At 47.1% G+C, this 1,759-nt stretch carries 3 protein-coding genes; 1 reads left to right on the top strand and 2 read right to left on the bottom strand.

From position 1 onward, the window contains the following. The coding region (locus ACRC27_RS10425; protein WP_438639830.1) for a hypothetical protein at nt 1-306 on the top strand (306 nt) is incomplete at its 5' end. Between the two features lie 423 nt (nt 307-729). Here ACRC27_RS10425 and gspM read toward each other — a convergent pair. Together gspM and gspL are read right to left on the bottom strand one after the other, a co-directional pair. Then, nucleotides 730-1,311 (bottom strand): type II secretion system protein GspM, encoded by a 582-nt coding sequence (gene gspM / locus ACRC27_RS10420; RefSeq protein WP_438639829.1) that lies wholly within the window; start codon nt 1,309-1,311, stop codon nt 730-732. Continuing rightward, nucleotides 1,311-1,759: type II secretion system protein GspL (gspL, locus tag ACRC27_RS10415; RefSeq protein ID WP_438639828.1), on the bottom strand; the 449-nt coding region annotated here is incomplete at its 5' end. The genes gspL and gspM, both read right to left, overlap by 1 nt.

Here is a 1,759-nt window from a genome sequence, read left to right as displayed (position 1 = left end):
AATTTTAGTCAGTTTCATCATAGTTCCAGTTTAGAGATAAAAAACAGCGCAGAAGCGATGCTGCGCCAAAAAAGACCACCTCGGCGTGATACCGCTGCGGTCAAAAACGTTGATGCAATCCCTAAGAGGGATTTATTAATTTTTTTATTTATATCCGCGATTATTTGTATCCGAGCCACGATAAGGATATCAGCATTGATGCATATCAATAATAAGTCAGCGTTGTTACTCATCCTCCACCATGCAATACGCAAAGCGGATAAACTTAATTTTATATTGAGGTTTAAATCAATCGTCGGCGCTTGATATACATCAGACAAATTGGCGCACTAACTGGTCGTTTTAATAATCAATTTAATTATTTCATTAAGCAAATAGATAAATTCGACAATAAACTGTCAAACCAAAACGCAAATAACGACAATATATTGACCAACCGAACTCAGAAAACAGCCAGAAAATAGAGCGTGCATTCAGCATGCAAATAGATTTCTCATTTTATTGGCATTTGAGCACAGGGGTAAATGGGCTGTCAATAAAGCTTAGATGACGTTTTCATTAATTCGTAATATTCACTAATCAAAATAGATTAAACACTCTAAATAGAACGCATTCAGATTAGCCTCTCTGAAATTAATCGCACAAATCTCGGTTTATTTGTCACCGAATTTGATTTTGCATACCTCTAATTAGGTACTGTTGAGTTAGATGTCTGAGTGTCGATTAAAATTATGCCAACTCCAAATTCAATACGCGCACCTGCCCCGGCATCATTTCGGCACTGACATCCAAGAAACGCACTTGAATGCCAAACTCATCATGTAGCGTATTGAGCCATGCCAGCAAACTGTTAAAACTGAGCGGGTTGATGCTCAGTTGAATGCTATCGTCTTTATTCACAATCCGCGTTACCACTATCTGGTGCTGCTGCGCACTTTCACTGATCACCTGTGCAAGTGAGCCTTGTGGGCGAGCGGGCCCCGCCTTAGGTTGTGCGTTGCGATGTGCCAGTATCTGCGGCTGTGCTACTTGCATGCGCGTTAGCAAGGTTTGCTGCTGCTGCAATTGACCGCGCTCGTGCTCTAACGCTTGCTGCAACGGTTGCCAAATGCCCCAGTAATATCCGCCCACCAGCAATGCAACACTGGCCAGGATCACGAGGCGTTTTTCACGCGCTGAGCGCGCCTGCCAATAAGGGGCCATCCGCAGCACTGCCATGCTGACCACTCGAGTATAAGCATGACGCAGTGAATCAAAGCCTGAACCCTGTGCCGCCATCCGCTCTGATAGGCGAGATAGATAACCGCGCATTAGGCTTTTCCTCCGCGTAAAATAAATTCGCCACTTACGCCACTGCTGCGGTTAACGCTGCTCTCTTGCGCCAGTGGGCTTAACTCCACCGAAAAGTGCGTTGCCAGCTGACGGCGCAGCGTATCAAAATCGGAAAAATTCCCTGCTCGCAACTTTAAACGCACCTCTTGGCGCGGCTGATCAAAGCGCAAGTTAAGTACACTCACTGGCGTAGCGAGCGCGGCGCTGTCTAATGCCTGCGCAATGGTCGGTAGCAACACCAATAACTCCTGCGTACTGCCCGCTGATTGCGTTTCGCGCAGCGCAGCGTTGAGTTGAGCGCGTAAATTGACGATCCGTTTTTGCTCAGGGAATAACTGGCGGAACAGCTGCTCAGCGGCCTGCCGCGCCTGCGCGCTTTGCTGCGCCACACTCCATAGCGCCACCGCTCGCTCAACGGTCAACAGTG

The organism is Plesiomonas sp., assembly GCF_051650925.1.
In the GTDB taxonomy this organism is placed as follows: domain Bacteria; phylum Pseudomonadota; class Gammaproteobacteria; order Enterobacterales; family CAMTGL01; genus Plesiomonas.
The sequence above is the reverse complement of the archived record's forward strand: the minus strand, read 5'-3'. Positions and strand labels throughout refer to the sequence as shown.

What these genes read in the sequence shown, in the direction of transcription:
- gspM (WP_438639829.1), bottom strand. Translation starts at nt 1,311, where the DNA reads ATGCGCGGTTATCTATCTCGCCTATCAGAGCGGATGGCGGCACAGGGT.